At 35.8% G+C, this 22,942-nt stretch carries 27 protein-coding genes and 1 riboswitch; of the genes, 16 read left to right on the top strand and 11 right to left on the bottom strand.

Going from position 1 to position 22,942, the window contains the following annotated elements:
• Positions 1-38 precede the first annotated feature (38 nt).
• Together ACEWK1_RS10905 and ACEWK1_RS10900 are read right to left on the bottom strand one after the other, a co-directional pair.
• Positions 39-1,364: a sensor histidine kinase gene (locus ACEWK1_RS10905; protein ID WP_416636229.1), complete on the bottom strand. Its 1,326-nt coding sequence runs from the start codon at positions 1,362-1,364 to the stop codon at positions 39-41.
• Positions 1,361-2,035, bottom strand: coding sequence for a response regulator transcription factor (locus ACEWK1_RS10900; protein WP_416636228.1), 675 nt, complete (start codon positions 2,033-2,035; stop codon positions 1,361-1,363). The genes ACEWK1_RS10905 and ACEWK1_RS10900 overlap by 4 nt, the downstream gene beginning before the upstream one ends.
• A gap of 305 nt (positions 2,036-2,340) precedes the next feature.
• Here ACEWK1_RS10900 and ACEWK1_RS10895 point away from each other — a divergent pair, with 305 nt between their 5' ends.
• The 4 genes from ACEWK1_RS10895 to ACEWK1_RS10880 all read left to right on the top strand — a co-directional run bounded on the left by ACEWK1_RS10895 (position 2,341) and on the right by ACEWK1_RS10880 (position 6,052).
• Positions 2,341-3,573 carry a S1C family serine protease gene (locus ACEWK1_RS10895; protein ID WP_416636227.1) on the top strand — a complete coding sequence of 411 codons (1,233 nt, stop codon included), beginning with the start codon at positions 2,341-2,343 and terminating at the stop codon, positions 3,571-3,573.
• Positions 3,574-3,751: 178 nt separating this feature from the next.
• Positions 3,752-3,907: a hypothetical protein gene (locus ACEWK1_RS10890; protein ID WP_162987452.1), complete on the top strand. Its 156-nt coding sequence runs from the start codon at positions 3,752-3,754 to the stop codon at positions 3,905-3,907.
• 211 nt (positions 3,908-4,118) lie between these two features.
• On the top strand, positions 4,119-5,591 hold the full coding sequence (locus ACEWK1_RS10885; protein WP_416636226.1) for a PAS domain S-box protein: 1,473 nt from the start codon (positions 4,119-4,121) through the stop codon (positions 5,589-5,591).
• 20 nt (positions 5,592-5,611) lie between these two features.
• A complete protein-coding gene (locus tag ACEWK1_RS10880; RefSeq protein ID WP_121663352.1) occupies positions 5,612-6,052 on the top strand; it encodes a GNAT family N-acetyltransferase in 441 nt (146 codons plus the stop codon).
• Positions 6,053-6,105: 53 nt separating this feature from the next.
• Here the strand turns inward: ACEWK1_RS10880 and ACEWK1_RS10875 are convergent, their stop codons facing one another.
• Entirely contained in the window at positions 6,106-6,930 is an 825-nt protein-coding gene (locus ACEWK1_RS10875) for a manganese catalase family protein (protein ID WP_416636225.1), read from the bottom strand.
• A gap of 145 nt (positions 6,931-7,075) precedes the next feature.
• On the opposite strand from ACEWK1_RS10875, the gene ACEWK1_RS10870 reads away from it, so the two are divergent.
• On the top strand, positions 7,076-7,867 hold the full coding sequence (locus tag ACEWK1_RS10870) for a DUF2935 domain-containing protein (RefSeq protein WP_251402859.1): 792 nt from the start codon (positions 7,076-7,078) through the stop codon (positions 7,865-7,867).
• A 124-nt stretch (positions 7,868-7,991) separates the two neighbouring features.
• On the opposite strand, the gene ACEWK1_RS10865 is transcribed toward ACEWK1_RS10870, so the two are convergent.
• From ACEWK1_RS10865 to ACEWK1_RS10855, 3 genes are read right to left on the bottom strand one after another with little or no spacing between them, the layout of a single operon-like run.
• On the bottom strand, positions 7,992-8,309 hold the full coding sequence (locus ACEWK1_RS10865) for a DMT family transporter (RefSeq protein WP_121665090.1): 318 nt from the start codon (positions 8,307-8,309) through the stop codon (positions 7,992-7,994).
• Between the two features lie 2 nt (positions 8,310-8,311).
• Complete coding sequence (locus ACEWK1_RS10860) at positions 8,312-8,659, bottom strand: DMT family transporter (RefSeq protein ID WP_251402857.1); 348 nt, start codon at positions 8,657-8,659, stop codon at positions 8,312-8,314.
• Between the two features lie 15 nt (positions 8,660-8,674).
• Positions 8,675-9,244, bottom strand: a complete 570-nt coding sequence (locus ACEWK1_RS10855; RefSeq protein ID WP_251402855.1) for a TetR/AcrR family transcriptional regulator — start codon at positions 9,242-9,244, stop codon at positions 8,675-8,677.
• Between the two features lie 157 nt (positions 9,245-9,401).
• Here ACEWK1_RS10855 and ACEWK1_RS10850 point away from each other — a divergent pair, with 157 nt between their 5' ends.
• The 4 genes from ACEWK1_RS10850 to ACEWK1_RS10835 all read left to right on the top strand — a co-directional run bounded on the left by ACEWK1_RS10850 (position 9,402) and on the right by ACEWK1_RS10835 (position 13,366).
• Complete coding sequence (locus tag ACEWK1_RS10850; RefSeq protein WP_251402852.1) at positions 9,402-10,586, top strand: D-alanyl-D-alanine carboxypeptidase family protein; 1,185 nt, start codon at positions 9,402-9,404, stop codon at positions 10,584-10,586.
• 80 nt (positions 10,587-10,666) lie between these two features.
• Positions 10,667-10,843 carry a twin-arginine translocase TatA/TatE family subunit gene (locus ACEWK1_RS10845; RefSeq protein ID WP_121663346.1) on the top strand — a complete coding sequence of 59 codons (177 nt, stop codon included), beginning with the start codon at positions 10,667-10,669 and terminating at the stop codon, positions 10,841-10,843.
• A 252-nt stretch (positions 10,844-11,095) separates the two neighbouring features.
• A riboswitch (cyclic di-AMP (ydaO/yuaA leader) is annotated at positions 11,096-11,250 on the top strand.
• 137 nt (positions 11,251-11,387) lie between these two features.
• The gene (locus tag ACEWK1_RS10840; protein WP_121663344.1) at positions 11,388-12,044 is read left to right on the top strand and encodes a potassium channel family protein; all 657 of its coding nucleotides are present in this window, start codon (positions 11,388-11,390) and stop codon (positions 12,042-12,044) included.
• 2 nt (positions 12,045-12,046) lie between these two features.
• Positions 12,047-13,366, top strand: coding sequence for a TrkH family potassium uptake protein (locus ACEWK1_RS10835; protein ID WP_251402850.1), 1,320 nt, complete (start codon positions 12,047-12,049; stop codon positions 13,364-13,366).
• Between the two features lie 756 nt (positions 13,367-14,122).
• Here the strand turns inward: ACEWK1_RS10835 and ACEWK1_RS10830 are convergent.
• Both ACEWK1_RS10830 and ACEWK1_RS10825 read right to left on the bottom strand, forming a co-directional pair.
• A complete protein-coding gene (locus ACEWK1_RS10830) occupies positions 14,123-14,848 on the bottom strand; it encodes a ZIP family metal transporter (protein ID WP_251402938.1) in 726 nt (241 codons plus the stop codon).
• 99 nt (positions 14,849-14,947) lie between these two features.
• Complete coding sequence (locus ACEWK1_RS10825; protein ID WP_121663341.1) at positions 14,948-15,946, bottom strand: ABC transporter substrate-binding protein; 999 nt, start codon at positions 15,944-15,946, stop codon at positions 14,948-14,950.
• Between the two features lie 157 nt (positions 15,947-16,103).
• On the opposite strand from ACEWK1_RS10825, the gene ACEWK1_RS10820 reads away from it, so the two are divergent.
• The 5 genes from ACEWK1_RS10820 to ACEWK1_RS10800 are packed head-to-tail and all read left to right on the top strand — an operon-like array spanning position 16,104 to position 20,059.
• The gene (locus ACEWK1_RS10820) at positions 16,104-17,105 is read left to right on the top strand and encodes a FecCD family ABC transporter permease (protein WP_121663340.1); all 1,002 of its coding nucleotides are present in this window, start codon (positions 16,104-16,106) and stop codon (positions 17,103-17,105) included.
• Positions 17,102-18,157: a FecCD family ABC transporter permease gene (locus tag ACEWK1_RS10815; protein WP_416636224.1), complete on the top strand. Its 1,056-nt coding sequence runs from the start codon at positions 17,102-17,104 to the stop codon at positions 18,155-18,157. The genes ACEWK1_RS10820 and ACEWK1_RS10815 overlap by 4 nt, the downstream gene beginning before the upstream one ends.
• A 60-nt stretch (positions 18,158-18,217) precedes the next feature.
• Positions 18,218-19,042 carry an ABC transporter ATP-binding protein gene (locus ACEWK1_RS10810; RefSeq protein WP_098796422.1) on the top strand — a complete coding sequence of 275 codons (825 nt, stop codon included), beginning with the start codon at positions 18,218-18,220 and terminating at the stop codon, positions 19,040-19,042.
• Positions 19,035-19,790: an IucA/IucC family C-terminal-domain containing protein gene (locus ACEWK1_RS10805; protein WP_416636223.1), complete on the top strand. Its 756-nt coding sequence runs from the start codon at positions 19,035-19,037 to the stop codon at positions 19,788-19,790. The genes ACEWK1_RS10810 and ACEWK1_RS10805 overlap by 8 nt, the downstream gene beginning before the upstream one ends.
• 14 nt (positions 19,791-19,804) lie before the next feature.
• Positions 19,805-20,059 carry a YusU family protein gene (locus ACEWK1_RS10800; protein WP_251402844.1) on the top strand — a complete coding sequence of 85 codons (255 nt, stop codon included), beginning with the start codon at positions 19,805-19,807 and terminating at the stop codon, positions 20,057-20,059.
• A 43-nt stretch (positions 20,060-20,102) separates the two neighbouring features.
• On the opposite strand, the gene ACEWK1_RS10795 is transcribed toward ACEWK1_RS10800, so the two are convergent.
• Together ACEWK1_RS10795 and ACEWK1_RS10790 are read right to left on the bottom strand one after the other, a co-directional pair.
• The gene (locus ACEWK1_RS10795) at positions 20,103-20,432 is read right to left on the bottom strand and encodes a spore coat protein (protein WP_098796425.1); all 330 of its coding nucleotides are present in this window, start codon (positions 20,430-20,432) and stop codon (positions 20,103-20,105) included.
• 14 nt (positions 20,433-20,446) lie between these two features.
• Complete coding sequence (locus tag ACEWK1_RS10790) at positions 20,447-20,701, bottom strand: hypothetical protein (RefSeq protein WP_251402841.1); 255 nt, start codon at positions 20,699-20,701, stop codon at positions 20,447-20,449.
• A gap of 269 nt (positions 20,702-20,970) precedes the next feature.
• Here ACEWK1_RS10790 and ACEWK1_RS10785 point away from each other — a divergent pair, with 269 nt between their 5' ends.
• Complete coding sequence (locus ACEWK1_RS10785) at positions 20,971-21,888, top strand: proline dehydrogenase family protein (RefSeq protein ID WP_121663339.1); 918 nt, start codon at positions 20,971-20,973, stop codon at positions 21,886-21,888.
• 67 nt (positions 21,889-21,955) lie between these two features.
• Here the strand turns inward: ACEWK1_RS10785 and ACEWK1_RS10780 are convergent, their stop codons facing one another.
• On the bottom strand, positions 21,956-22,111 hold the full coding sequence (locus tag ACEWK1_RS10780) for a YuzL family protein (protein WP_098796428.1): 156 nt from the start codon (positions 22,109-22,111) through the stop codon (positions 21,956-21,958).
• Positions 22,112-22,297: 186 nt separating this feature from the next.
• Here ACEWK1_RS10780 and ACEWK1_RS10775 point away from each other — a divergent pair.
• Positions 22,298-22,942 (top strand): 3-hydroxyacyl-CoA dehydrogenase family protein (locus ACEWK1_RS10775; RefSeq protein WP_416636222.1); only part of this gene is annotated, 645 nt, incomplete at its 3' end.

Genomic DNA, 22,942 nt, shown 5'->3' with positions numbered 1-22,942 from the left:
AGGAGATCTAACATCTGAGTTAGATCTCCTTATTACGATCAGCCTATAGGAATTTCTATATAGAAAGCAGCTCCATTTCTCTCGTTTACTGCCCACACCTTAGATTCATGCAAATCTGCAATACGTTTAACAATGCTCAATCCAATTCCAAATTCTCCTTTTTGTCCTTTTTGAAAAGGTTCAAAAAGCTGTCCAATGATCTCTTTGTCAATAGGCGGTCCATCATTCCATAAGCTTAAAGTAAGATAATGTTCTGATTTTGACATTGATATTGAAATGGCTGTCTCAGCATAACGTAAGGAATTTTCAAGTAGATTTTCCAGCAGCTTTTCCCACTGCTCTGAATCCCCCATAATTGTTGCGTCTTCAACATTTAAATTCCAAGTAAGTTCGGGTTTTGCCCATTTAATTCGTTCCACTTCCTCGTGTATAAGCATATCGAGGCGAAACGGAGCTTTTTTCGGTTTTCTTGTGGATAGAAAATCAAGCTTTGTTAAGTAAAGTAAATCTTTTATTTTTTTCTCAAGCTTTTCTGATTCATCTTCAATAACATCCATTGTACTGGAAAGATCACCTTTTGGGAAAATCCCGTCATTAACAGATCTCGCATACCCTCGGATAACCATAACAGGTGTTTTTAAATCATGTGAAATATTTTGAAGCAGCGTTTGCTGGGCTTCATCTTTCCTTACAAGGTGCTGACGCATCTTTTCAATCATGTGTCCGAGCTTTCCAATTTCATCGTTTCGGTCTACTTCAACTGGTTCGTGCCAGGCTTGCTCAGAAATATCTTTTACATGCTTTTCAAGCTTAACAAGTGGTTTTGATAAATACCTTGCAAGCCAAATCGATGGTATCCAGCTAAATAAAAAGACAACCGCCATTACAATCATGAGCTGCCGAAATAAGGTAAATACGAGATCGTTCCGATAAGAATCCCATGAGTAGGATAATAAGTAACTCGGCTCACCGTTGATCGTTATCTTATGAATCACATAAAAAAGTGTTTGATTCCGTAGATTCTTTTCATATCGTTCACTAGATGCTGTTTGCTGTGCAGCTAAATCTTGTGTTTGACGGATAAAATTAGCTGGAAGTTCATCATCATAAAAATAGTAACGACTTTGAATAGGTAAGAACCAATGAGAAACAGTACGGTCTTTTTGTTTGCCATTTTGCAGACTGTTTCCAGGATTACCATATTCCATTAATACAAGTTGTTCATTTTCAATCGTTTTATAAATCTCTTTTGTGAAAAAGCTTCGTAAAGTGGTTGGGAAAAAAATCACTAATAATAATGAAATCACTAAGAGAATGCCTGAGAATACTACCCAAATTTGAAAGGCTAACGGTTTATTTTTCATCCTTTTAGCATCCTGTAACCAAATCCATAGATTGTTTCTAGTTTTAGTTCCGGCATTTTCTTTCTTAGTCTTCGGACTAAATCGTCAACAACTCGATCTGTTCCGAAATAATCTTCTCCCCAAATGTTCGTTAGAATTTGCTCTCTAGAAAAAGCCTGACCTTGATTGTGTAAAAACAATTGAAGTAAATCAAATTCTTTTGATGTTAAGTTAACTTCTTCTTTATTTAAGTAAACGATTCTTACTTGCTCGTCTATTTCATAGGGAGTAAGAGTAATGACTTTACTAGCTTCATTTGATTCCTCAAAATATGTTCTTGATAATAGCTTTTGTGCGCGAATGACTAGTTCTCTCGGTAAAAAAGGCTTTGAAATATAATCATCACTACCAAGCTCCAGCCCTAAAACACGATCAATATCAGCATCTCTAGCAGAGATAAAAATAACAGGAACGTTAGGTGTTGCTGCTTTTATTTCACGAATTAATTGATAACCGTCAATATCAGGAAGCATAATATCCAGGATCCATAAATGAGGTGGCTTGTCTATTAGCTCTCTTGCTTGGGACCCAGTTAGGCAAGAGGTAACAGACCATTTTTCATTTTTGAGATACATGGTTAACAATTCATTTAAGTTCTGTTCATCCTCGACTAGGTATACGTTATAACTCATTGTGTCACTTCCTTTCATCGCTATTATACAACGTTCAATTTGAAACGTTGATAAATTTCACAATTTCCCACAATTCTCTCATTATTATCCCAAACTCTTGTCATATAGTTAGGTTAAGCAAAAAAGCGAACACATGAGGTGTACGCGATAAAAGGAGATAATGAAATGAGAGCTCTAATTTTTACAGGTGTTTCCCTTCTGTTTGTTTTGCTCATTATTGGTGGGTTTGTAAGTTCTCAAGGTATCTAAAGCATTTCACTGATTTATATAAAAGAAAACGATTGATTATTATAGGAGGAAAGAATATGGGATATTATGATCAAACAGAAATTACACGCGAACAGAAAAAAACAAGAAAAAGTATCAAGCCAGTTTTCTCTTCACTGCTAAGTGGTATTGTTGGTGGAGCTTTAGTGTTAGGTGTGACGACTTATACACAGGAGCAACAACAACCGGCAGTAGAACAAAATACTGCTGCAGTTGAAGCTGTTACTCAAAATATTGATTCTGCTCCTAATGTCTCAACACAAGAGTTATCTACAGGCTCAAGCTCTATTGCTGATATCGTTGATAGCCTAACGCCAGCAATTGTAGGGATTACGAATATGCAAACACAAACAAGCAGGGATTTCTTTAACAGCTCATCAGAAAGTGTTGAAGCTGGAACAGGTTCAGGATTCATCTTTAAAAAAGAAGGTGATGCAGGATATATTTTAACAAATAACCACGTTATTGAAGGAGCACAATCAATTGAAGTAACTCTTTATAATGGAGAGAAAGTTCCAGCAGAGCTAGTCGGAACGGATGCATTAACTGACATAGCTGTACTCAAAATTGATGCAGAGCATGTCGAGGTTGTGGCAGAGTTAGGCGATTCAACACAACTTCGTACAGGTGAAGATGTGATCGCAATTGGAAATCCATTAGGAGAAGAATTCTCAAGAACCGTAACACAGGGAATCATAAGCGGTATTGATCGGACAATTGATGTAACAACATCTGAAGGTAATTGGGCACTAGATGTTCTTCAAACAGATGCAGCGATAAATCCAGGTAACAGTGGAGGTCCATTAATAAACATGAGTGGACAGGTTATTGGAATTAACAGTTTGAAAATTAGTGATAGCGGTGTAGAAGGGCTAGGCTTCGCTATTCCGAGTAACGATGTTGTTCCTATTGCTGAAGAGCTATTGTCTAATGGCAAGATCCAACGTCCTTTCCTTGGGGTAGGATTAGTTGAGATGAGTGAGGTTCCACAATATTATCTACAACAAAACATGGGTCTGCCTGAAGAAGTGACAGAAGGTGTTATTGTTGGGAATGTTTCACCAGCATCACCGGCAGATGAAGCAGGTCTTAAGCAACAAGATGTGATTATCTCAATGAACGATCAAAAAATCACAAGTTCTAGTGATTTAAGAAAGTTTCTCTATTCAGAAACGGAAATTGGTGAAGAAGTAAAAGTAACTCTTTACCGAGCAGGAGAAAAAATGACCGTTACTATTAAGCTCACAAACAAAGATGCAACAAATGCATAAAGTAATTTAGTAATAGGAATGGCTGTAACTCTTTATATAGATGCTTTACCAGCTGACACTTTCGCAGTGATCTAACCCCCTCGGATCAATTGCGGAGTGTCGGCTTTTTATTTATATCTTTGCCTGAATAAACTCATTTCCAAAAGGGGAATGTTAATCATTGGAAGGAGTGATTAAGATGAAGAAGAGAAATGAACCAATCGATAATGAACAGATTGCCCCAGGCATGGATGATGATCCAGAGTTAAACCAAAATGCAACAGAGGAAGAAGTTAACCAAGGAGATTCTACAAAGGTTGTTACTTTATCTTATGATGAGGTAGATCCTTCATAAGCATCTCAAGTCAGGTTGAAGACCATCCAAATGTATTGGAACTTCAGCCTTTTTTTATTGATTTGTTTCCACCTTTTCTAAAAAATTGAACAGTTTGAAAAATTTATAGTGTAAAATTAAAATAGACAGTAGTAATGAATATTACATAATAAAATAAGCACCCGCATTTATCCATACATAAATTAGAAGATAGAGACGGAAGGGGAACATCATGAGCAGCACAATGAATAAAGGAAAGAGAGAGAAGCTGGAAGAGTTCATAAAGAAATGTAGCTTTTTTGATCAACAGTTTGCAAAATTAAAGCAGGAAGCTTACTATGCAATGGACTTAGAAGGAAATTATATTAGAGTGAATAACGTGTGTGAAGAACTAACGGGATACTCGAAAGAAGAGTTATATTGCTTAAGCTACAATGACCTTCTTGTAAAGAATAGTTTTGAATATGTTGACGAAGTTTTTCACAATACACTGAACGGTGATCTTCAGCATTATGAATGCACGATTTATACAAAGGATCAAACGCAGAAGGAATTAGAAGTAACAAATTCACCGATTATTGTTGATAACGAAGTAATTGGCGTTTATGGTATTGCAAAGGATATTACAAAATTTAATGATCAAAAATTAAAACTGCAGGAAAGTGAACGTCTACACCGAAGTCTCATTGAACATTCCCCTGATGGAGTTATTATTACCCAAGATGGTCGTGTTTATGCGAATAATGAAGCATCATTCTTATTAGGAGGAGAAAAGAAAGAAGATGTTATTAATAAGAATGTTCAGGACTTTATTCCAAATATAGATGAAAGCCATCTCATTAAATGTTTGAAAGAAGCAGAAGAAGATGGTGTTGCATCAGATCTTTATGAGGAGAAATTTCTACAATTAACAGGCAAAGAAATTGATGTTGAGATTAAAGCCATTCCAACTATCTTTCAAGGAAATAGAGCCGTTAATTTAATTATTAGAGACATAACTGAGAGGAAATTAGCACACGAAGTGATGATTAACTCTGAAAAGCTTTCTGTTGCAGGTCAATTAGCAGCAGGAATCGCGCATGAAATACGTAATCCAATAACTGCTATAAAAGGTTTTTTACAGTTAATGGAGAGTGGGAAGAGCTATAAGCAAGAGTTTTTCTCAGTAATTTCAGCTGAAATTAATCGAATTGAGATCATTCTAAGCGAATTATTAGCTTTAGCAAAACCACAACTTGATAAATACAGCAAAAAAGATATAAAAAGTATATTGCAGCATGTAGTTGCGTTAACAAAATCGCAGGCCATTCTCCATGATGTACATATTCAAACGTCTTTCTCAAAAGATTCATTAGAGGTTTTATGTGATGAAAACAAATTAAAACAAGTGTTTATTAATTTTATTAAAAATGCTATCGAGGCAATGAGTTATACCGATGGTGGAATGATCTTTGTTAAAAGTGAAAAAGTTGGAGATCAATCGGTCATTATTAAAATCATTGACCAGGGCCCAGGAATTCCAGAGGATATTCTTAAGAAAATAGGTGAGCCATTTTTTACGACAAAGGAAAATGGTACTGGATTGGGTGTAATGGTAAGCTATGAAATTGTGAAGCAGCATGATGGTGAAGTACAAATTAACAGTGATTCAAATGGGACTACCATTTCGATCACTCTCCCGCTATCTTCGTCATTAACTAGTTAGTAAAGGGAAGAGGAAAAGACATGGAAATTGTAACGAACAGACTAATGATCAAACCTTGTGAAGAGAAATTATTACCCGTGGAGATGGAGATAGGGCCACATATTCAGCACTATTTGGAAGAAGTAGAATTAGACTCTGATCTCAAAGGCTGGGGAGTATGGCTAGTTTTCCGAAAAGATGATGAACAATTGATCGGCGATATTGGATTTAAAGGAAAACCTGATAACGGTATTGTTGAAGTAGGATATGGAATATTGAGAGAAGAACAGGGACAAGGGTATGCAACTGAAGCGGTAGAAGCACTCCTTAATTGGGCCTTTAAGTCGGGAAAGGTTAAAAAGGTGCTTGCAGAATGCTTAAAGACAAACACTGCTTCTATTAAAGTTCTAGAAAAGGTATCTATGACAAAAGTGGAAGAAGACGATCTTATGATGTATTGGGAAAGACATATTTTTCATTAATTTATAACTAAAAAAAATGAGGCAATCGGTATGTACCGATTGCCTCATTTTTTTTAACAAGCTCCTGGAGGAGTGTCATGATAAACAGGTGGTGCTGGACGTGGAATTGGTTTTGGTGCATGTGGCTGTGGGTGTTGAACGTATTCAAATACACCTTGACCATCCATACTAGGACCGCTTGCCCAACGTCCCTTAGCACTCTCTTCTCCTCTTGATAGATTCATAAATTTATAAGAAAATTGCTGTGCTTCAAGATTAATAGGGAATGTGCTAGGTACAGTTTTTCCTTCCTTAGCCTCTAACTCAGCAATCGCAGCCAACCATTGATTTTGGTGCATTCGATCTCGGGCTATTAAAAATGACAGCATATCCTTAACACCACGGTCATCTGTTGCTTCGTATAAACGTACAGCTTGAAGTCTACCTTGTGACTCAGCATTTAAGTTAGCTCTAAAATCAGCTAATAAGTTACCACTGGCAATAATATAGTCGGCTGTCCATCTGTTCCCAACACTATCGGAAGGCATTGCCGCAAGACCTGAAACAATCGCATGCTGTGGATTCATTCCCCCAAGAACAGCTTCAATAACTGGATCTTTTGCAGCTTCTTCTTGGTCTTTGAGTGGAGCATTATCAAGTAATCTTCCAATCATAACAGCAAGCATTTCTACATGTGCAAGTTCTTCAGTTCCAATATCTAAAATCATGTCTTTATATTTACCAGGACATCTTGTTCCCCAACCTTGAAATAAGTATTGCATCGCAACTGATATCTCTCCAAATTGACCACCTAAAATTTCCTGAAGCTTTTTTGCATAAACTGGATCTGGACGCTCGGGTTTCGCATTGTATTGTAGTTCCTTGATGTGATAAAACATGAAGAAACCCTCCTCATTATTTGGTATGAACATGGTTATGTATATTCTGCATCAAGGAGGATATACCTGATTTTTTTCATGTTTATTTACTAATACGAGCCCTTTAGTCATAAAGTTTAAGGAATAACAAAAGGGGAGGCTGAAGATGAAAACATATGAGCAAGCGGCAGCATTTGAACATCAGTTTTGGCTACAAGTTCTTGGAGATCATGCCCGGTTTATTCTAAATGCTTTGTCAGTAAATGAGCAGGAGGATATTAAGAAGGCAATGCAATATCAAGATATATTTGACACATTATTAAATAAATCAAGAGAACAAACTAACTTTGTAGCCTTAACATTAGAAGCTGAAGAATATGCAAAAGAGCTTCGTGAGTTTAAGCTCTCCATCATTGAAAGGCATCTCGTTGGAAAAATTAACATACATCTTCCACCTTCATTTATTAATCATATGGTCAATGAGCTTGAGGAATATTTATTGGTTCTTTCTTATTTGGAAAAGAAGGAAAAGCCGCCAATTTTTCATGAGCTTCATCACCATTTATTGTGGTTGTTAGATGCCGCAGGTCATGCAGGAGCTATTTCAGACACATTAGACAGAGCTGAAAAGCAATTAAAGCAAAAGAGTGATGTTTTTACAAAAGACTTTGAGGACTTTTATTTAAAAGCAGTAGAATTATCAGGCTATTTACGAGCAAATGTTGACTCTTTTCCAGCACTATCCAAAATGAATAAAGAGGTAAAGCTGGAAATTGAATTATTTAGAGGATTTTTAGCGGAAATAGAAGAAATGGAATTAAATAATGAAATGCTCAGTACATTTTCACCATTAATGGCTGATCATATGATGAGGGAAGAATGCTATTACTTAATGAAGGTTGCAGAAGCTTCAAATACAGAAAAGCCAAATTGTGATCCAACGAAACCTAGAAGGTAAAGGTAAGGCAGTGCATCTGATGCACTGCCAATTTTATATAACTTTATGGATAATAGGATAAGGAAAACTAAGGCTTTCACCATTAGGACTTGGCGATAAGCCAAGTTTTTCCAATAGACTATGACTATGACGGTATAAATTTCAGACCAATTGTGGCTGAAATGATCATTGAGATAAATAATAATCTTTTCCAGCCAGCAGGCTCCCCTAAAAAGAAGATACCGAATAATGTACTGCCTACTGTTCCAATCCCTGTCCAAACAGCATAAGCTGTTCCCATTGAAATAGTTTGCATAGCTATGGTCAGAAACAAAAAGCTAGTTCCAAAGCCTAAAGCTAGAAAAAGAGCATTAAGTAAATTTTTATGATTATTAAATCGGGAAATCGCCGCAACACCAGCAACCTCACAAAGACCTGCCAAAATAAGGAAAAACCATTCCATCATTAAACCTCTCCTTTCGAAGAAGGAGTTTGGTGATCGTCCGTAACCATTTTAAGGCCAACAACCCCAGCAATTAAGATTGCGCAAAGTCCGACTTTAACCCAGTTTATTTCATGACTAAAAAACAGAAGTTCTATAATAACAGTTCCAGTAGCTCCTAATCCCGTGAAAACCGCATAAACGGTGCTAATCGGCAATTGCTTCGTTGCTTGAATCAATAGATAAAAACTAATAAGAATTGATATGACAGTCATGATCCATGCTAGGGTATTGTTTGCATGTTTTAACCCGGTTACCCAACTAACTTCAAAAATAACAGCAAAATAAACAAGAAACCAATTTTTACTCATATGTCTTATCCTCCTCTAGCTGGATATACCTTTCCAGTAAATATTCCAACAAGCATTTAATCGTCGCTGGAAACGTTCGAATCCACCATATAGAAGTTCGACTAACAAAGAATCAAATAGGCCGATATATGAAACAGCCACCTCTTTAATTGGAAAAACTAATTCGGGCTGATGGCTTTGTAAATGATTCAAAACGATTAATTCAACTTCATCATAATAGGTATAAAGGATTTCCATCACTTTCTCATGTAAATGGGAAGGAGGTAAAAAACCGTTTCTTAATAAAAATTTCATAGAAGCTTCTCTTTCATACCGCTGACAACTATTTATCAAAAAATGATAAAGTTTCGATCTTAATTCAAGTTTTTCATTTTCTAAAAAGTAGTTGCGAATATAGTTTTTCTCATCTTCAATAACCTCATCTAAGATGGTCAGAAATAATTCATCTTTGTTTGCGAAATGAGAATAAATGGATTGTTTTTTTATTCCAACGTCATTTGCAATTAATGATAGTGAGGTACCATCATAACCATGCTGAGCAAATTGTTGAATACCAGACTGTTTTATTTCAATTGCTGACATCATAATCAACCTTCCTTACGTTCGTCAGTTTTGAAGTATATACTGTCTTTTTAAAAGAGTCAATAATAAAGAATCAATTACTAAAACCTTACATTGCTCTCTTAATCTTTGTCTTGTTATGCTAATATGGAATAGAACTAAATTTGATAGGAGTAACAACATGATAAAAAACAAAATAAAACATGTTTTTTTCATTCTGTTAGTATGGACAATCTTTATACCAAATAGTATTCATGCCATAGAGACTCAAGATTTACCACTTTATAGCGAATCAGTCATTCTACTAGATGCCCAGTCAGGTCAAACACTATATGAAAAAAATAGTCAGGTACAAATGGCGCCTGCCAGCATTACGAAAATTGCAACAGCGATCTATGCAATTGAAAAAGGTCATTTAGAAGATATGGTAACAGTTAGTGAGAATGCTAGAAATGTGGATGGTACACGTGTATACCTAGAGGTTGGTGAACAGGTTCCTTTAATGAAATTAATTCAAGGTCTGGTTATTAATTCTGGAAATGATGCAGGTGTAGCAATAGCTGAACATTTAAGTGGATCGATTGATGAGTTTATTCCTGATTTTAATTCCTATTTAAAAGAGGAAATTGGCGTACAGCACACAACATTTAAAAATCCTCATGGACTTTATGATCCAGAACACATGACAACTGCTGAGGATATGGCAAAAATCACTCAATATGCCATGAAAAATGAAACATTTATGGGAATTTTTCAAACTAGTGAGTTAGCTTGGGACGGTCAAACTTGGGATACAACCATTGTTAATCATCATGAAATGGTTCGAGATAAAGAGTATGAAGGTATTTCTGGTGGTAAAAATGGATTTGTACAGGAATCAGGATTTACCCTAGTCACAACGGCAACCCGTGAAAAAATTAGTTTAATAGCTGTTACATTAAATGCTATGTCAGATAATCAGGCATATGAAGATACAAAAACATTGCTCGATTATGGGTTCCAGAATTTTGAAACTGAAAAGGTTATGGCAAATGAACAATTTACAGATAACTTAAATAACATATATATGCTTAATCAAGATGAGTACGTTACAAAGCGTTTAGGAGAAACCATTACGAAAGAAGTCATTTCGACCGGTGAACTTGAAATGAACGGAGACAACGGCAGATCTATTAAAAAGATTCCGCTTACAAAAATAAAAAGCGTAGAAACCAATCAAAAAATGGATAGTGAAGTTGTAGTACCAGAAGAAGTGAAAAAGAAAGAAAGTGGAAATAAGCATCTGCTCCTTCTTGTTCCCACTTCGTTATTTTTAGCTTTGTTTTTATCAGTATTTTTCTATGTGCAAGTGAGAAAAACATCTTAAATCTATTTTGCTTTCTCCCAAGCATTCCATTATAATTTAGTAGAAGTTTCTATCATTCTTTTAGAAAGAAGTGTTCGATAATGAACTTAGGCTTTGGAGAAATTTTTCTCATTATCTTTGTCGCACTATTATTATTTGGACCAAACAAATTACCTGCACTTGGTAAAGCTGCTGGTAAAACATTAAGAGAATTTAAAAATGCAACAAAGGGTCTAATCGATGATGACGACTCTTCGGTTAAAAACAATAAAGAATAAGCAAAAGGAGACAACCATTTGGATTGTCTCTTTTTTATTTTGATAGGTGGATGTAGAAATGCGAAATAAAAAGCGCGACTAAGTAAAAATGGTGTGTAAGCGGTTAAATGGGTTTTTTTATTCCAATTTCGTCTTTTTAAGCAAAAATTAATACTTTACGATCAAATACTTAGAGGAGTAAGATAACATTCATAATCGTTAAGTTTTTGCTTATGCTAGTTTTTATAGAAATAACATAAAAACCGAATAGAGTATTAATAATCGCTTAATCCTATAAGTAGGAGCGGGGGACCCATGAAAGATGTCAGACATGACTTGGGGTGAATCAAACGTTTTTTGCGTTTGTAGGGCTATTCTCTTTTGCCCGAATCCGACAGCTAACCTCGTCAGCGTTGAAGGGATGAACATGTGCCTAAATACAGACACAGGGGTTCAGTACCTTTGTGTCTTTTTTGTGCAAAAATATGGACAGCTACAAGCTTAACTGAACGATAAAGGTAGCTAAAATAGCTTTTATACTTTTATATTGAAAGAAGGAATTATGGTGAGAAAGCAGTTCGCTGTATTTGGTTTAGGACGTTTTGGTGGAAGCCTCGTGAAAGAGTTTCACGAGCTTGGGATTGAAGTGCTTGCAATTGATAAAAGTGAAGAAAAGGTTCAGCAATATGCAGCCTATGCAACGCATGCCGTAAAAGCTAACGCAATAGATGAAACAATTCTAAAGCAGTTAGGCGTACGAAATGTGGATCACGCATTTGTATCATTTGGTGATGATATTGAAGCAAGTATTCTGACTTCATTAATTTTAAAGGAATTAGGAATTCCGCAGGTGTGGGCAAAAGCGCAGAATGATTACCACCAAAAGGTATTAGATAAAATTGGCGTAAATCGTGTTATACATCCTGAAAGAGATATGGCCAAACGAATTGCCCATCATATTATTTCTGAAAAAATGATCGATTATATTGAATTATCAAGAGAGTACAGTATGGTTGAGGTCGTAGCTACAAAAAAATTGTGTAATAAAACACTTTTAGATTTAGATATCCGTTCAAAGTATGGATGTAATATTGTCGGCATTCAACGGGGGGAAGAAATTTTTGTCTCACCTGGTGCTGAGGAGAAAATTACGCTGGGAGATGTTTTGTTGATCATCGGTAAAAATAAAGATATTGTTGATTTCGAAGAGTATGGGATGTAAACATGAAAAAATTTATTAAACTAAATCCATCTCAGCTGTTAATAGTTGTGTTTGTGGTGTCAATAACGGTTGGAACAGTACTTTTAAAATTACCATTTTCAACACATGACCATATCAAATGGATTGATGCTTTGTTTATTGCAACGTCGGCCATGACAGTGACGGGATTAGCAACGGTTGACCCAGGCACAACCTTTACAACATTTGGTCAATTGATTATTGCTCTTTTAATACAAGTTGGCGGACTTGGGATTATGTCGTTTGCTGTGCTGATCTTTATCATGCTGGGAAAGAAAATAGGGCTAAAAGAAAGATTGTTAATGCAGCATGCGTTGAATCAAACCTCAGTAGGTGGCATTATAAAGCTAGTTAAGTACTTATTCATTTTTTCTATTACTATTGAGATGATTGCCATGTTGTTTCTAGCAATACGATGGGTGCCGCAATATGGTTTATCAAAAGGACTTTTTTATAGCTTCTTTCACGCTATATCAGCTTTTAACAATGCCGGATTTGCTTTATGGTCTGATAATTTAATTCAGTATGTTGGAGATCCAATCATAAATATTGTTATTTCGTTCCTATTTATTATCGGGGGTATAGGTTTTACTGTTCTCGTTGATGTATGGAAGAAAAGATCGTACAGAAAATTATCGCTACATACGAAATTAATGCTAACAGGGACATTGGTCTTAAACATTGTTGCAATGTTTTTTATCTTTTGTGTAGAATACAGCAACCCTCAAACACTAGGTAATTTATCTCTGGGTGATAAGCTTTGGGCTTCGTATTTTCAGGCGGTTTCACCACGAACAGCTGGGTTTAACACGATAGATATGGGTGGTTTAGATGAAACAACAATCTTTTTTATTATTATTTTAATGTTTATCGGAGCAGGAAGTGGTTCCACAGGTGGTGGAATCAAACTAACAACTGCATTAGTTATTGGACTTGCAACGGTTACATTTCTTAGAGGAAAAAATGATATAGTTGTTTCCAAACGAACAATCCATTCATCGTTTATTTTAAAAGCACTAGCTATCACAATGATTAGTATTGTTTTTGTCATTTTAGGAATTCTTCTATTAAATATCACGGAGAAAGAAGCGTCGTTTCTGGATATTATGTTTGAGGTTGTCTCAGCTTTTGGAACAGTCGGTCTCTCAACTGGATTAACCGGCATGCTAACGTTTGCCGGTAAACAAATTATCATTTTTATTATGTTTTTAGGGAAAATTGGTCCGCTAACGTTAATGTTCTCGCTCGCGAGTCCTTCCAAAGAAAAAATCCGTTATCCACAGGAAGATATCTTAACGGGATGATTAAAACCACTAGTCACTTTTGATAACGGGTTCGGTTTCCGAATACAAAAACTAAATTAGCAAACTAATAAGCAGTCCTATTCGCTACTGAATAAGACTGCTTATTTTTATTGATATATATGGGGTTTAATTAAATGGAAGGGAACTAGGCCCAGAATTCCGAACCATTTTTAACATGGTGACATAAGTATTTGTCAGCATAAAAATTCGCAAGCTCATTGCTATTCCAAATGGTGTGCTAAAAATGATTTTAACTATCAGGGGGGGATGATGGTCTGAGAGGCGGATAAATAAAGCAGATTATCCTTAATTGAGTAACCAATAGTTTATAAATAAGCGGAGTTTTTCCGGTTAGAATGAAGAATGGAAATCAGTTTGGAGATATAAGCGGAATTTCTCCGGTTAAGCAATGTAAAATGGTCCATTTTTGTCTTTTTCGATTAAATAGGCGGAATCTTTCCGTCTATTTAATCTATTTTTCATGTTATTTTCTCAATAAGGGGAATTTCTCCGCTTAGTAGCTTATTTCCATGCGATTCTCGAAGAGTTGGAAATTTGCTTAAACGGGTACTTATCTTGGTATAAAAAATGCTTGGAGCATTAATGTTTCCAAGCATTTTTCTTTGCTGATTTACTTGAAAAAAGCTTTTTAATCATAGTGCGAATGACTATACGAAAAGCAATGTTAATTTGTATTTTGTACTTCAAAACAGAACCCGTTACACTTTTGATTAGTGTTTTTTTCTTATTTTTTAGCTATAAATGAGATAGAAATAGAGAACTCAATAAACCTAGAGATGCAATTAAACCCACAATGGCTCCGCCTTCTTCAAAGGCCTCGGGCATCATAGTGGATGCAACCATCGCAAAAATCCCTCCTGCTGCAAAAGCTGATATAAATGAAATAATATTTGCTGATGTATTCTGTAGCAACCCGTAGCCTATTAATGCACTAACAGAAGATAGAAAAACAACAATTACCCACATTGTGAGAATTGTCTTATTGCTATAACCATCTTTTTTTAATCCAACTGTACTTGATAATCCTTCAGGAAAATTGCTAATAAAGACAGCGATAACCATTAGGTAGCTAACTGTTCCTTGCTCAAGTAGGCTTACACCAATAATTACAGATTCAGGAATCGCATCAATAATCGTCCCAATGAAAATGGTGATCCCAGAGTGATTTTCACTGCTCTTCTTTGAACGTTTTCGATCACTTCCTCCTCTTTTGGAAACAATAACCTCAGATAAAGTAAATATCAATGCACCGACTAGAAAACCAATAGATGTAGATTGTAAACCCCCTTCATTAACAGCTTCTGTTAACAATTCAAAAGCAGCAGCTCCAATTAACACACCAGTCCCAAATGACATAATCCATCCAGTAATTTTTTTAGGGAGATTTGTAAAGATACCTACTAATGCACCGAAAAAAATAGGTGAACCAGCAAACGCTCCCCAAAGTGCTGCTTGAAGCAAGTACCTCACCCTCTCTCACGTCATATCCTTTATTTTTCCCTAATCATTTTAGAAAAAACAAAAAAAGCGACTAACATTGTCAGTCGCTTTCACTCTTTATTATTCAGCAAGCTTTGCTTCAATATCATCTAATAGCAGGTTAGCTGCAAGAACCCCACCAGCTGTATTCCAGATAGCATCATCAACTTTGTAAGCTTTTTCTGCTTTTACAACTTCAAGGTTTTGCCAAAGTGGATCTTTTGTCCATTCTTCTTCTGTTTTTGTTGCTTCAGTATCACCAGGTGGTGCATATGTAAAGTAGAATAAAATGTCTCCATCCATTTTTGGAATAACTTCCTTACCTACTTCACGAGCAAATAGATCTTCCGGATTATCAGAGAATACTTCCTCTAGTACTGCAGGACGTGCAAACCCTAACTTCTCTAAGATCACTCCTGAGAAAGAGTCTTTATAGTAAATTCTAGTTTTACCTGCCATAAATCGAACAACAGATACTTCTTGGTTTACTTTATCACCAGCTGTTTCTTTTATTTCGGCAATACGAGCTTCAAAATCATCAATAACTTTTTGACCCTCATCTTCACGGTTCAATGCTTTAGCATATAATTTGTAGTTATCCTGCCATTCACCCTTTAAAGTTTCAGAGAAAACTGTAGGTGCAATAGCTTTTAATTGCTCATAGATTTTTTCTTGGCGAAGTTTGTTACCTATAATTAAATCTGGTTTAAGAGCAGCAATTGCTTCCACATTTACTTCACTTTCCGTTCCAACAACTTCAACATCTGTCATTTTATCAGTAATATGTTCATACCAAGGATCACCTAACCAAGATTGTACGGCACCAACTGGTGTAACACCCATAGATAATAATGCTTCTGTTCCTTCATTTGTTAAAATAACAACCTTCTCAGGAGTACCCGTAATTTCAGTTGAACCCATTGCATGTTCCACTGTATATGTTTCTTCAACAGGAGCATCATTTGATCCTTCTGTCGTTTCTGGTGCTTCCTCATTGGTATTACCACATGCTGCGAGAATAAGAACAGTCATGCTTAATAAAAATAATGATAACCAAGATTTACGTGATGTTGCTGTCATGTTTGAACCTCCATTGTATTTGATAATCGTTTTCATTTACAACGAAAATGATAAAAGGTATTAGGACAAATGTCAATATCTAATTGAAAATGATTTTCAAAATCATTAATTTTTGATAAGATTGTTATGAAATAAAAGTAAGACTATAGGAGCAGCTATGTTATTAAAATCTTCTTATCAAAAATCAGTTGGTTTAGTTTTAGGATTCATGTTACTTATTTTTTTAATGTGTGGGAGTCTTGTATTTGGGTATACAGATACAAGCTTAAAAACGGTCTATGAGGCTTTTACTAACTTTAATGGTACAAATGAACATATTATTGTGTATGATGTTCGATTACCTCGAGCATTAATAGGGGCTGTGGTCGGAGCAAGTCTTGCACTAGCCGGTGCTATTATGCAAGCCTTAACAAAAAATCCTTTAGCATCTCCTAGTGTATTCGGAATAAATGCCGGTGCAGGATTCTTTATTGTTGTAGCAGTTTCAGTGTTTTATGTTAACTCATATCAGGCTTATATTTGGATTGCCTTTGCAGGTGCAGCCTTTTCAGCTTTTATTGTTTATTTTATCGGGTCATTTGGTAGGGAAGGGCTAACTCCAATGAAGTTAACATTAGCAGGTGCAGCAATGGCAGCACTGTTTTCTTCTCTTACACAAGGATTATTAGTTGTTAACGAAGCGGCCCTTGATCAAGTGTTATTTTGGTTAGCTGGCTCTATTCAAGGTAGAAAGTTGGAAGGATTGTATATGGTACTTCCTTATGTTTTACCTGCCATTATATTAAGTATGATTCTTTCACAAAAAATAAATGTGTTAACAATGGGGGAAGATGTTGCAAAAGGATTAGGACAGCGAACAGGAGTAGTAAAGCTTATAGGAGCATTACTTGTTATTGTTTTAGGGGGAGGAGCTGTTGCTGTTGCTGGACCGATTGCTTTTATCGGAATTGTTATTCCTCATTTCGCCCGATTTTTAGTTGGTAATGATTATCGCTGGATTCTCCCTTTTAGTACCTTTTTAGGAGGATCACTCCTTGTGTTTGCAGATATTCTTGCAAGATATATTGTTATGCCTGAAGAGGTGCCAGTAGGAGTTATGACAGCGTTTATCGGAACTCCCTTTTTTATTTATATTGCACGTAGGGGGTTCGGAAAGTGAAAAAATATTATAAATTAAGGTTAGGAGCAGGCTTTCTCTCCTTTTTAATAGATAAAAGGGCATTTTTTATATCGTGTATTTTGTTAGGTATTACATGTTTAATTTTTATGTTAAGTACAGGCATTGGAGAGGTTTTTATTACCCCTATTAATGTTTTGAAAACCTTGTTTGGATTCGGTACAGAGATGGATGAACTATTTATTTATTCATTTCGATTGCCTCGTATTATTATTGCTTTATTAGTTGGAATAAGCTTAGCAGTAGCAGGTGCGATACTACAGGGTTTAATACGTAATCCATTAGCATCACCAGATATTATTGGAATATCAGGTGGAGGAGCAGTTGGTGTTGTTTGCTTCCTGATGCTTTTTAGCGATAGAAACAACTCATTGATTGTAAGTGTTAAGTGGATGCCTGTTGCAGCCTTTATTGGGGCAACCATCGTAGGCATACTTGTTTACTTCCTTTCTTGGAAGAATGGATCTTCTTCTGTACGACTCGTTCTTATTGGGATCGGGCTATCCATGCTAGCACAGTCTTTAACTACACTTTTTATGGTGAAGGGCCCAATATATCAAGCATCACAAGCAAATGTATGGATTACAGGGACAGTGTATGGTGCAACATGGGAACAGGTTCGCATATTACTTCCTGTTGTTCTTATCTTATTAATAATTAGCTTGATTTCAGTTCGAAATGTGAACATTCAAGAGCTCGGTGATGAACTGGCGACAGGTGTGGGAAGCTTGGTACAAAGGAACCGATTTTTTCTTTTATTACTGGGGACTGCCTTAACAGGGGCATCGGTAGCCTTTGCAGGTGTAATAGGGTTTGTTGGCTTAATGGCTCCTCATATGGCAAGGAGAATGGTAGGCTCTTCCTTTGGCGCTTTATTGCCTGTCTCTGCATTGCTTGGTGCAATACTTGTTATGTTAGCAGATTTAATTGGAAGAACGTTATTTTCTCCTTTAGAGGTTCCAGCAGGTGTGTTTACTGCAGCAATCGGTGCACCATATTTTATTTACTTACTATATAAAACAAGAAACTCATAAGCGTAAGATTTCTGGCTAAAGCCATGTGAAAAAAACTAGATTTGCCATACAAAAGGAGCGATTTATATGGATGCAATTGAAACAAATGCGCTCACTCTTTCTTATGGAGATACAATTATCATTAATGAGTTAGATGTGAAAATTCCCAAAGGTGAAATTACGGTATTTATTGGTAGTAACGGTTGTGGGAAATCAACATTACTGCGTTCTATTGCAAGGCTGCTAAAACCAAGAAACGGTTCAGTTTTACTTGAGGGTAATTCTATTGCAAAACTTCCTACAAAAGAGGTAGCAAAACAATTGGCAATCCTTCCGCAAGGTCCAATTGCACCTGAAGGATTAACCGTACTGCAGCTTGTAAAACAAGGTAGATATCCACATCAAAGCTGGTTAAAGCAATGGTCGAAGGAGGATGAAGACGCTGTTTCAAATGCCTTAAAAGCAACAGGGTTAGAGGATTTAGCGGAAAGACCAGTCGATTCTTTATCCGGTGGGCAACGACAACGTGCATGGATTGCCATGACTCTTGCGCAACAAACAGATATTATTCTGCTAGATGAACCTACAACCTATTTAGATATGACACATCAGATCGAAATATTAGATCTTTTATTTGAATTAAATGAACGTGAAAATCGTACGATTGTTATGGTTCTTCATGACTTAAATTTAGCTTGTCGCTATGCCCATAATCTTGTAGCGTTAAAGGATAAAAAAGTTTATGCACAAGGAAAGCCTGAAGAAGTAATTACCTGCAGTTTAGTACAAAATGTATTTCAAATGAATTGTGAAGTTACAGTAGATCCTATTTTTGGAACACCTCTTTGCATACCTCATGGAAGAGGAAGATGTATTATAAAAGAAGTTGGGGTATTAAATGGCTGAATTAACAAAAGAAGAACTAGAATCATTAACGAAATACCGACTTATACTAGAGAGAAAAACAAATGGTTCAATCATTGAGGGTATTGAATTACTTCAACAAAAACAACTAACAGCTCTTTATGATGAGATACTACAAAACAAGCTTAATACAAATAAACACTCTGTCATCGGGTCTATGTTAGTAAAAAGATATGCCTTTTTGGCAGCACTTGTATTATATTGCATGACCAGCTACGATAAAGGAATAAACAGTAGCATTAACAACCTGTCACTTCAAACAGATGATGATGATCCAATTTGGTTACCAAGCTTTTACTTTAATGACTTGGTCGTAACAACTCCAGATCCTGATCGAGACAGTTGGAGGGAAACTGTTATCACAGCCTTATTCAAAGAAAATATTACGATGATTCTTTCTAACGTATCCAAAGCTTCGAAAGTGTCAAAGTCCATACTTTGGGAAAATATTGCGATCTACATTTTCTGGATGTACGAATCTTTACTCGAGGATGAAGGTATCTCAGATGAAATGAAGTCAAAGGTAAAGGAAGACTTTTCATATGTCATATTACATGCGCCTGCTGAAGCTTTTGGTCTAACAAATAAAAATCCTCTAACAATGTATTTTCATGAAAAGAAAAACAATGTGAGAAAACGTTCCACCTGTTGTTTATTTTACTTTACTTCAAAAAACGGAGATCGCTGTCAAACATGTCCAATTGAATGTAAACAACCAATGACTCAGTGAGGAGGTGACGTTCAATGGAGCAACAATTAAAAGATCAGTTTGAAGGGCTGCTTGAAAAATATACAGAATTATTATTAGGTGAATCATCTGATGAATTAAAAGAAAAAGTAAAGATGTGGGCATTGTACACCCATATTTCCAAGTCAATGCCACCGCTAGCTAAACATTGGAACTCGACCTATCCAGAAGCTAAAGAAGATTTAAAAAGTATTATTGGAGAAATCAAGGACCTAAATGAACAGTTTCGTCAAATAAACAAGAAGGATTAAAAGCTCATCTTCTCCTATGAAGTGAGCTTTTTTCTTTTGTAGATTATTGAGTATTTCCATATGGAGATTGCTGCTGAATGGTTGTTGAAAACTTTTGATATGCTTGTTGAAGTTTCTGTGTATCAGCGGCTTCTAGGGAATACCATCCATTTTTAAACATTAGATTATAGAGGTCTCTTTGAGCCTGCTGTGTTTCATTAAATATTGTAGAAAGATCCTGGTATAGTGCTTGATGACTTGCTTCGTTAAGTGCAGTTGAATAAGAAGAAGTTAAATATTTTTCGGTTGATAATAAATCATTTGCAAAATCACGATCGTTCATCATAGGTCCTTCCTGCACTTGTGTTTCTGCATTGCTAATTTTACGATCCATACTTACATGACCTCCTACTGAAGTTGAGCACCTGATGAAGGCTGCTGAGATTGTAAATGTGATAAGATTTTTTGATAATGCTGATTGTGCATTTGACCAACTTGTTCGAATTGATTTTTAACTTCTTGATTTTGACATTGAGATGCAAAAAAGTGGGCTTTTTTCATAGCTAAAAGATTCCACGAAAGCATATCTGTTAGGTAGAGCTGGTCTTTGGATGTGATTACATTAGGTGGCTGCATCATCATTGATTGCTGTTGCTGCTGCATCAATAACCCTCCTTACAATTTCATACCCTTTTATCGTTCCACTCCAATAGTGTATTATGCAATCGGAAAAGAGATCCTTAACCGATTTTAACTTCAAAACATATACTATTGATAAGAGGAATACAGATCTGATAAGACATAAATCAATATGTCATTTTGCAAATAACATGTATTCCACTAAATCTTATATAATGAATGCGGTTACATTTAGCTAATTGACTAAAAAATGGACTGAATATGGAATAAGAACGCAAAAGGAGGGTTTTCAAGTGGAACAATTATTACGAAACTCTTTTATGTTTTTATCCAAGAATAAGACGTTGACTAAACTTGCAAAAAAATATGGACTAAGATTTGGAGCAGGAAGATTCGTAGCTGGTGACACAATTGATTTGGCAAAAGGTGTAATTCAGGATCTTAATCATAAAGGCCTTGATGTGACATTAGATTACCTGGGTGAATTTATTGAGGATGAGCAGGAAGCAAGAGAAACAGCTGATCATTGTATTAAAGCAATTGAAGCTATAGGAACCAGTCAGCTGAAATCACAAATTTCAATTAAACTTACTTCTATGGGTTTAGATATATCTGATGAAGTAGTTTTAAAGAATATGCGCCGTATATTAACAGCAGCTGAAAAGTATGATGTATTTGTAACAATTGATATGGAAGATCATTCAAGATGTGAAAAAACGCTCGAAATTTTTAAGACATTGAAAAAGGATTATAAACATGTAGGGACAGTTGTTCAAGCATATTTATACCGCACTGTTCAGGATGTTGAGGAATTAAGTCGCTATGAGGCGAACTTAAGGCTGGTGAAGGGTGCCTACAAAGAATCATCAGATGTTGCTTTTCCAGATAAAAAGGATGTTGATGAGAACTTTAAAAAAATTATTAAAATGCATCTACTTAATGGACATTACACAGCAGTAGCAACTCATGATGATACTATGATTGACTATACAAAAGAGCTTGTAGATCAACACAAGATACCAAAGGATCAATTTGAGTTTCAAATGCTGTATGGTATTAGACCTGAAAAGCAATTAGATCTAGTGAAAGAAGGATATCGAATGCGTGTCTATGTACCGTTTGGGACAGATTGGTATGGATATTTTATGAGAAGAATGGCAGAAAGGCCTGCTAATGTAGCGTTTGTTTTGAAGGGGATTTTTAAACGCTAAGCGAAATAGCCACTGGAAAACTAAGAAGGGGCCTGCAACCTATGTCAGACCCCTTAGACTTACACTTTTACATATTGTCACTGCCCATATTATGCTGTTTGTATTGTTGATTTTGACTAGTGCGCTTACCGCCACCGGCCTTTTCGTTATTAGGACCAGCATTCCCTTTTACACTTGCAGCACTAACACCTGCTTTTGATGGAGATTTTTTTAAACGTGCCATGAAGTATCACCCCCTGCTAAATTAGGTTTTCCTAAGATGAATTTTATTATTTAGTAAAAAATATGATAAATCTATTGAACAAATTTTTAAAATCTTTTATATTATTATTAAAGGAGCTCATTCGTAAGGTTCATTTTTTTTGGGAGAAAAATGAATGAGTATTCATTCAAATAAGGGGGAAATGTAATGGTCCAGCGAATTAAGAGAGCTGCTGTGTTAGGTTCAGGAGTGATGGGCTCAGGAATTGCAGCACACTTAGCAAATATCGGCATCCCTGTCTTACTATTAGATATAGTGCCTCGTGAGGTAAATGACGATGAGGTAAAAAAAGGTTTAACATTACAAGATAAAGCTGTACGTAATCGTATCGCATCAACATCTGTTCAAAAACTTTTAAAACAAAAGCCGGCACCACTTACGGTGAAGAGCAACCTCGAACTCATTAAGGTCGGTAACTTTGAGGATGATATGAATCAATTGTCAGAGGCTGATTGGATTATTGAAGTTGTTGTTGAAAATTTAGCTGTCAAACAACAAGTGTTTGCGCAGGTTGATGAACATAGAAAACAAGGAAGTATTATTAGTTCAAATACATCAGGTATTTCAGTAGAAGCAATGGCTGAAGGTCGTTCAGATGACTTTAGAAAGCATTTTTTAGGCACCCATTTCTTTAACCCACCGAGATATTTAAAGCTATTGGAAATCATTCCAACAAAAGATACTGACAAGGCTGTTTTATCGTTTATGAAAACATTTGGTGAAGATGTGTTAGGAAAAGGTGTTGTAGAAGCAAAGGACACGCCTAACTTTATTGCAAACCGAATTGGAACA

Source organism: Metabacillus sp. YM-086, from assembly GCF_048059995.1.
Taxonomy (GTDB): domain Bacteria; phylum Bacillota; class Bacilli; order Bacillales; family Bacillaceae; genus Metabacillus; species Metabacillus litoralis_B.
The sequence above is the reverse complement of the archived record's forward strand: the minus strand, read 5'-3'. Positions and strand labels throughout refer to the sequence as shown.